The sequence below is a fragment of the Streptococcus sp. oral taxon 058 str. F0407 genome (assembly GCF_000235485.1).
GTDB lineage: Bacteria > Bacillota > Bacilli > Lactobacillales > Streptococcaceae > Streptococcus.
The window spans coordinates 498,218-505,171 of sequence record NZ_JH378888.1 but is presented as its reverse complement, the minus strand read 5'-3'; the positions used below and the strand labels follow the sequence as shown (position 1 = coordinate 505,171).

General features: G+C 42.1%; 6 protein-coding genes and 2 pseudogenes. All 8 read left to right on the top strand.

Features of this window, described 5'->3' with window-relative positions:
- A pseudogene (deoA, locus tag HMPREF9184_RS09980) lies at nt 1-604 on the top strand (pyrimidine-nucleoside phosphorylase); the annotation flags it as partial.
- A 19-nt stretch (nt 605-623) separates the two neighbouring features.
- A complete protein-coding gene (deoC, locus tag HMPREF9184_RS06960) occupies nt 624-1,286 on the top strand; it encodes a deoxyribose-phosphate aldolase (protein ID WP_000773702.1) in 663 nt (220 codons plus the stop codon).
- Nucleotides 1,273-1,662: a cytidine deaminase gene (locus HMPREF9184_RS06955; RefSeq protein WP_000246105.1), complete on the top strand. Its 390-nt coding sequence runs from the start codon at nt 1,273-1,275 to the stop codon at nt 1,660-1,662. The genes deoC and HMPREF9184_RS06955 overlap by 14 nt, the downstream gene beginning before the upstream one ends.
- 89 nt (nt 1,663-1,751) lie before the next feature.
- Nucleotides 1,752-2,807, top strand: coding sequence for a BMP family lipoprotein (locus tag HMPREF9184_RS06950; RefSeq protein WP_001036154.1), 1,056 nt, complete (start codon nt 1,752-1,754; stop codon nt 2,805-2,807).
- Between the two features lie 143 nt (nt 2,808-2,950).
- Nucleotides 2,951-4,486 carry an ABC transporter ATP-binding protein gene (locus HMPREF9184_RS06945; RefSeq protein WP_000929839.1) on the top strand — a complete coding sequence of 512 codons (1,536 nt, stop codon included), beginning with the start codon at nt 2,951-2,953 and terminating at the stop codon, nt 4,484-4,486.
- The gene (locus tag HMPREF9184_RS06940; RefSeq protein WP_001124871.1) at nt 4,479-5,537 is read left to right on the top strand and encodes an ABC transporter permease; all 1,059 of its coding nucleotides are present in this window, start codon (nt 4,479-4,481) and stop codon (nt 5,535-5,537) included. Before HMPREF9184_RS06945 ends, HMPREF9184_RS06940 begins: the two co-directional genes overlap by 8 nt.
- A gap of 2 nt (nt 5,538-5,539) precedes the next feature.
- Nucleotides 5,540-6,496, top strand: coding sequence for an ABC transporter permease (locus HMPREF9184_RS06935; protein ID WP_000029137.1), 957 nt, complete (start codon nt 5,540-5,542; stop codon nt 6,494-6,496).
- Nucleotides 6,497-6,577: 81 nt separating this feature from the next.
- Nucleotides 6,578-6,954 (top strand): annotated as a pseudogene (locus HMPREF9184_RS06930) (IS3 family transposase); the annotation flags it as partial.

The following is a 6,954-nucleotide window of genomic DNA, read 5'->3' as shown; positions in this document are numbered from 1 at the left end:
TAAGGCTGTTGGTCGAAAGACAGTAGCAGTCATTACTGATATGAGCCAACCCTTGGGAAAAGCTATTGGCAATCGTCTCGAAATCCTTGAGGCAATCGAGATTCTCAAAGGAAATGGCCGAGAAGATATTAGTCACTTTATCTGCGAGCTAGCTCAGATTATGCTTGGATTGGCTGATGTTGAAAAAACGATCGAGGAAATCCGTCAACACCTGGAAAATGGTCAAGCACTGGCTAAGTTTGAAGAAATGGTAGCAGCACAAGGCGGTGATTTAGAAGATCTCTATCGCCCCGTCAAAGTTGCCCATGTGGTGGAAATCCCTGCTCAAGAAACGGGTGTTATTTCAGCTCTTCCTGCAATGGAATTTGGACTCTATGCCATGAGACTAGGAGCTGGTCGTGCAGTCAAGTCTGATGACTTGGACTATGAAACAGGGATTGTTTTTGAAAAGAAAGTTGGAGATTCCGTTCAAAAGGGTGAAATTGTTGCAAAAGTTTATACAAATGGAAAAATTTCTTCTGAACTAGTTACAGAATTTCAAAAATATGTTAAAATAAATGATGGAGTGCAAAGTTTACGAGAAATTATAGAAATTATCTCATAAAACCAGGGAGAATCCGAATATGAAGTTAAATAAATATATCGATCATACGCTTTTGAAGCAAGATGCAAGTCAAGAACAAATTGATCGTTTGCTATCTGAAGCGCGTGAGTATGACTTTGCCAGCGTTTGTGTCAATCCCACATGGGTTAAACATGCGAAAACAGGACTTGAAGGCTCAGATGTAAAGGTTTGTACAGTAGTAGGTTTTCCTTTGGGAGCAACAACTTCTGCTGTGAAAGCTTTTGAAACAAAAGAAGCTGTCCAAAACGGTGCAGATGAGATTGATATGGTTATCAATGTCGGTGCCCTCAAATCAGGCAATCTGGATTTAGTTGAATCGGACATCCGTGCTGTCGTCGAAGCAAGTGGTGACAAGTTGGTGAAAGTTATTATCGAAGCTTGCTTGTTGACAGACGATGAAAAGGTTGTGGCTTGCCAATTATCCCAGAGAGCAGGTGCTGACTTTGTCAAAACATCAACTGGATTTTCAACTGGTGGTGCCACTATAGAGGATGTTAAGTTGATGCGTAAAACAGTTGGGCCAGATATGGGAGTTAAGGCTGCCGGTGGAGCTCGTTCTTACGCGGACGCTCTTGCCTTTGTGGAGGCAGGTGCTACTCGTATTGGAACATCCGCTGGTGTAGCAATCTTAAAAGGAGAATTGGCTGATGGCGACTACTGAGTTGATTGAACTAGCAATTGAAACCAGCAAGAATGCCTACGTACCCTATTCTCACTTTCCTATTGGAGCTGTTTTAGTAGCTAAGGATGGTAGTATTTATACGGGTGTGAACATCGAGAATGCTAGTTATCCCTTGACTAATTGTGGGGAGCGTACAGCTATCTTCAAAGCAGTTTCGGAGGGACAACGGGAATTTTCAGAGTTGATTGTCTACGGTCAAACTGAAAAACCTATCTCGCCATGTGGTGCTTGTCGCCAGGTCATGGTTGAATTTTTTGAACAAGATCTAAAAGTGACCTTAGTCGCTAAAGATAAATCGACGGTCGAGATGACGGTCGGGGAGTTACTTCCATACTCATTTACAGACTTAAACTAGTCTGCTCCACTCTCTGAGTGGCACGGTCCTTGTGACCAACCAATCCATACTTGCAACATCGTTGCACATCTTATTTAGGAGGTTCAGTAATGAACAAGAAACAATGGCTAGGCCTTGGTCTAGTTGCAGTAGCAGCAGTTGGACTTGCTGCATGTGGTAACCGCTCTTCTCGTAACGCAGCTTCATCTTCATCTGAAATGAAGACGAAAGCAGCAATCGTAACAGATACTGGTGGTGTTGATGATAAATCATTTAACCAATCAGCTTGGGAAGGTTTGCAAGACTGGGGTAAAGAACACAATCTTTCAAAAGATAAAGGTTATACTTACTTCCAATCAACAAGTGAAGCTGACTATGCTAACAACTTGCAACAAGCGGCTGGAAGTTACAACCTAATCTTCGGTGTTGGTTTTGCCCTTCACAATGCGGTTGAAGAAGCAGCAAAAGACCACTCTGATTTGAACTATGTCTTGATTGATGATGTGATTAAGGATCAAAAAAATGTTGCTAGCGTAACATTTGCTGATAACGAAGCTGCTTACCTTGCGGGTGTTGCAGCGGCTAAAACAACTAAAACAAAACAAGTTGGTTTTGTAGGTGGTATTGAGTCTGAAGTTATCTCACGTTTTGCAGCTGGATTTAAAGCGGGTGTTGAATCTGTAGATCCATCTATCAAAGTACAAGTTGACTATGCTGGTTCATTTGGTGATGCTGCTAAAGGTAAAACAATTGCAGCAGCTCAATATGCTGCAGGTGCAGACGTTGTCTACCAAGCAGCTGGTGGAACAGGTGCTGGTGTCTTTGCAGAAGCAAAATCACTTAACGAAAGCCGTGCTGAAAATGAAAAAGTTTGGGTTATCGGTGTTGACCGTGACCAAGTAGCAGAAGGTAAGTACACTTCTAAAGATGGCAAAGAATCAAACTTTGTTCTTGCATCTACTTTGAAACAAGTTGGTACAACTGTAAAAGATATTGCTAACAAAGCAGAAAAAGGTGAATTCCCTGGCGGTCAAGTGATCGTTTACTCATTGAAAGATAAAGGGGTTGACTTGGCAGTAACAAACCTTTCAGAAGAAGGTAAAAAAGCTGTCGAAGATGCTAAAGCTAAAATCCTTGATGGAAGCGTAAAAGTTCCTGAAAAATAATGGATAAAAGTCATTTCTTAGGAAGCGGCCCTAGGCCGCTTTTTTAAGAGTTGAGACAAAGTCATTTTGCCTCAGTAAAGCTTGCTACTAGAGAAACTAGCAAGTTTTATTGAAATAAAATAAGACTCTGAAAGGAAGAGCACATGGCACACGAAAATGTCATTGAGATGCGGGATATTACCAAGGTGTTTGGTGAATTTGTAGCAAACGACAAAATCAACTTGCAACTGAGAAAAGGTGAAATCCATGCACTTTTAGGAGAAAATGGAGCGGGTAAATCCACTCTGATGAACATGCTGGCAGGGCTTCTTGAACCAACCAGTGGTGAAATTGTGGTCAACGGTCAAGTTGTCAATCTTGATTCACCATCTAAAGCAGCTAGCTTGGGAATCGGAATGGTTCACCAGCACTTTATGTTAGTAGAAGCCTTCACAGTTGCTGAAAACATCATTTTAGGTAGTGAATCAACTAAAAATGGTGTGCTAGATATCGCTGGAGCTAGCAAAGAAATTAAGGCTCTTTCTGAACGTTATGGTTTAGCAGTGGATCCTTCTGCCAAGGTGGCAGACATCTCAGTTGGAGCCCAACAACGTGTAGAAATTTTAAAAACCCTTTATCGGGGGGCTGATATCCTTATCTTTGACGAACCGACGGCTGTTTTGACTCCTTCAGAGATTGATGAATTGATGGAGATTATGAAGAATCTTGTCAAAGAAGGGAAATCCATCATTTTGATTACCCACAAGTTGGATGAGATTCGCGCAGTTTCTGACCGCGTTACGGTTATCCGTCGTGGGAAATCAATCCAGACGGTTGAGATTGCAGGGGCAACCAATGCTGACTTGGCAGAAATGATGGTTGGACGCTCTGTCTCCTTTAAAACAGAGAAACAAGCCTCTCAACCAAAAGAAGTAGTCTTGTCTATTAAAGACTTGGTAGTCAATGAAAACCGCGGTGTACCAGCTGTGAAGAATCTTTCTTTGGATGTTCGTGTTGGTGAAATTGTCGGTATTGCGGGGATTGATGGAAATGGCCAGTCTGAACTGATTCAAGCCATTACAGGTCTTCGCAAGGTTGAGTCTGGTAGTATTGAGCTAAAAGGAGATTCAATTGTAGGCTTGCACCCACGTCAGATTACAGAGTTGAGTGTTGGGCACGTTCCAGAAGACCGTCACCGTGATGGTTTGATTTTAGAGATGATGATTTCAGAAAATATCGCTCTTCAAACCTATTATAAAGAACCACTCAGTAAGAATGGTATCTTAAACTATGCCAATATCACTTCACATGCTAAAAAATTGATGGAAGAATTTGATGTCCGTGCGGCAAGCGAATTTGTTCCAGCAGCAGCTCTTTCAGGAGGTAATCAACAAAAAGCAATTATTGCTCGTGAGATTGACCGTGATCCTGATCTCCTTATCGTCAGCCAGCCAACTCGTGGGTTGGACGTCGGTGCCATTGAGTATATCCACAAACGTTTGATTGAAGAGCGTGATAATGGGAAAGCAGTTCTTGTTGTCAGCTTTGAATTGGATGAAATTTTAAATGTCTCAGACCGAATTGCTGTTATTCATGACGGTAAGATTCAAGGTATTGTGTCGCCAGAAACAACGAACAAACAAGAACTTGGTGTCTTGATGGCAGGTGGAAACTTGGGAAAGGAGAAGAGTGATGCCTAAAAAATTACAACAAATTTCGGTTCCCTTGATTTCCGTATTCTTAGGAATCTTGCTCGGAGCCATTGTCATGTGGATCTTCGGCTACGATGCTATCTGGGGTTATGAGGAGTTGTTCTATACAGCTTTTGGTAGCCTCCGTGGTATTGGTGAGATTTTCCGTGCCATGGGTCCCCTTGTTTTAATAGGGCTTGGTTTTGCGGTTGCCAGTCGAGCAGGTTTCTTTAATGTCGGTTTGCCAGGTCAAGCTCTAGCGGGCTGGATTCTCAGTGGTTGGTTTGCCTTGTCAAATCCAGATATGCCACGCCTCGTTTTGATTCCATTAACAGTGGTCATTGCCCTGATTGCAGGTGGAATTGTTGGTGCGATTCCAGGTATCCTCAGAGCCTATCTCGGTACGTCAGAGGTTATCGTGACTATCATGATGAACTATATCGTATTGTATGTGGGAAATGCCTTTATTCATGCCTTTCCTAAGGATATTATGCAAAGTACAGATTCGACCATTCGTGTCAGTGCCAATGCTACTTATCAGACACCCTGGTTATCAGAGTTGACTGGGAATTCTCGTATGAATATCGGGATCTTCTTTGCAATCATTGCTGTTGGTGTGATTTGGTTCTTGCTCAAGAAAACAACTCTCGGTTTTGAAATTCGAGCAGTTGGTCTTAATCCCCATGCTTCAGAGTACGCTGGTATTTCAGCAAAACGTACAATCATCCTATCAATGATTATCTCTGGTGCCTTGGCAGGTCTTGGTGGAGCTGTAGAAGGACTTGGAACTTTCCAAAACGTTTATGTTCAAGGTTCGTCATTGGCTATCGGATTTAACGGGATGGCAGTTAGTCTCCTTGCAGCAAACTCTCCAATCGGTATTCTCTTTGCAGCCTTCCTATTTGGTGTTCTCCAAGTTGGAGCCCCTGGTATGAATGCGGCGCAGGTACCGTCTGAGCTTGTCAGCATTGTAACAGCGTCTATTATCTTCTTTGTCAGTGTTCATTACCTTATCGAACGCTTTGTCAAACCCAAAAAACAAGTTAAAGGAGGTAAGTAAGGATGTCTATTACAACATTACTCACCCTCTTAGTCTCTTCTATGCTGATTTACTCAGCACCACTTATTTTTACGAGTATCGGAGGAGTTTTCTCCGAACGTGGTGGTGTGGTAAACGTCGGCCTTGAAGGAATTATGGTTATGGGTGCCTTTTCTGGAGTTGTCTTTAACCTTGAGTTTGCAGAACAACTTGGAGCAGCGACTCCTTGGATTTCCTTGTTAGTTGCAGGCGTTGTGGGAGCTATTTTCTCCCTCATCCATGCAGTTGCAACGGTTCATTTCCGTGCAGACCATGTCGTCAGTGGTACAGTATTGAACTTGATGGCTCCTGCCTTAGCCGTTTTCTTAGTAAAAGTTCTTTATAACAAAGGGCAAACTGATAACCTAAGTCAGACTTTTGGACGTTTTGATTTCCCAGTTTTGGCTGATATCCCAGTGATTGGTGATATCTTCTTCAAATCTACTAGTCTACTAGGTTATATCGCGATTGCCTTCTCTTTCCTTGCTTGGTTTATTCTCTTTAAGACACGCTTTGGTCTTCGCCTTCGCTCTGTCGGTGAACATCCTCAGGCAGCAGATACCTTGGGGATCAATGTCTACAAGATGCGATATCTTGGGGTTATCATTTCAGGTTTCCTTGGGGGAATTGGGGGAGCGATTTATGCTCAATCCATTTCTGTAAACTTCTCAGTGACAACTATTGTCGGTCCTGGATTTATCGCTCTTGCTGCGATGATCTTTGGTAAATGGAACCCAATCGGTGCTATGCTTTCTAGTCTCTTCTTTGGACTTTCACAAAGTTTGGCAGTTATCGGTTCTCAGTTGCCTTTCCTACAAGGAGTGCCAGCGGTTTACCTTCAAATCGCACCTTATGTCTTGACCATCCTTGTCTTAGCAGCCTTCTTTGGAAAAGCAGTTGCACCTAAGGCAGACGGTATCAACTACATCAAGTCAAAATAAGCATACAAAAAAACGTCAGTTTCAAATGAACCGCACCCCAAAAGTTAGACAGAAAAAATCTAACTTTTGGGGTGTTTTATTATGAAATTGAGTTATGAGGATAAAGTTCAGATCTATGAACTTAGAAAACAAGGATATAGCTTAGAGCAACTTTCAAATAAATTTGGGATAAACAGTTCTAATCTTAGATACATGATTAAATTGATGGATCGTTACGGAATAGAGTTCGTCAAAAAAGGCAAGAATCGTTACTATTCTCCAGAACTAAAACAAGAAATGATTGATAAAGTCCTACATGAAAACTGGTCTCAAGATAGAGTTTCTCTTGAATACGGTCTCCCAAGTCGTACGATACTTCTTAACTGGCTGGCACAATACAAGAAAAACGGGTATACTATTCTTGAGAAAATAAGAGGGAGAGTACCTAAAATGGGACGTAAACGGAAGAAAACTTGGGA

What these genes read in the sequence shown, in the direction of transcription:
- deoC (WP_000773702.1), top strand. Translation starts at nt 624, where the DNA reads ATGAAGTTAAATAAATATATCGATCATACGCTTTTGAAGCAAGATGCA.
- HMPREF9184_RS06955 (WP_000246105.1), top strand. Translation starts at nt 1,273, where the DNA reads ATGGCGACTACTGAGTTGATTGAACTAGCAATTGAAACCAGCAAGAAT.
- HMPREF9184_RS06950 (WP_001036154.1), top strand. Translation starts at nt 1,752, where the DNA reads ATGAACAAGAAACAATGGCTAGGCCTTGGTCTAGTTGCAGTAGCAGCA.
- HMPREF9184_RS06945 (WP_000929839.1), top strand. Translation starts at nt 2,951, where the DNA reads ATGGCACACGAAAATGTCATTGAGATGCGGGATATTACCAAGGTGTTT.
- HMPREF9184_RS06940 (WP_001124871.1), top strand. Translation starts at nt 4,479, where the DNA reads ATGCCTAAAAAATTACAACAAATTTCGGTTCCCTTGATTTCCGTATTC.
- HMPREF9184_RS06935 (WP_000029137.1), top strand. Translation starts at nt 5,540, where the DNA reads ATGTCTATTACAACATTACTCACCCTCTTAGTCTCTTCTATGCTGATT.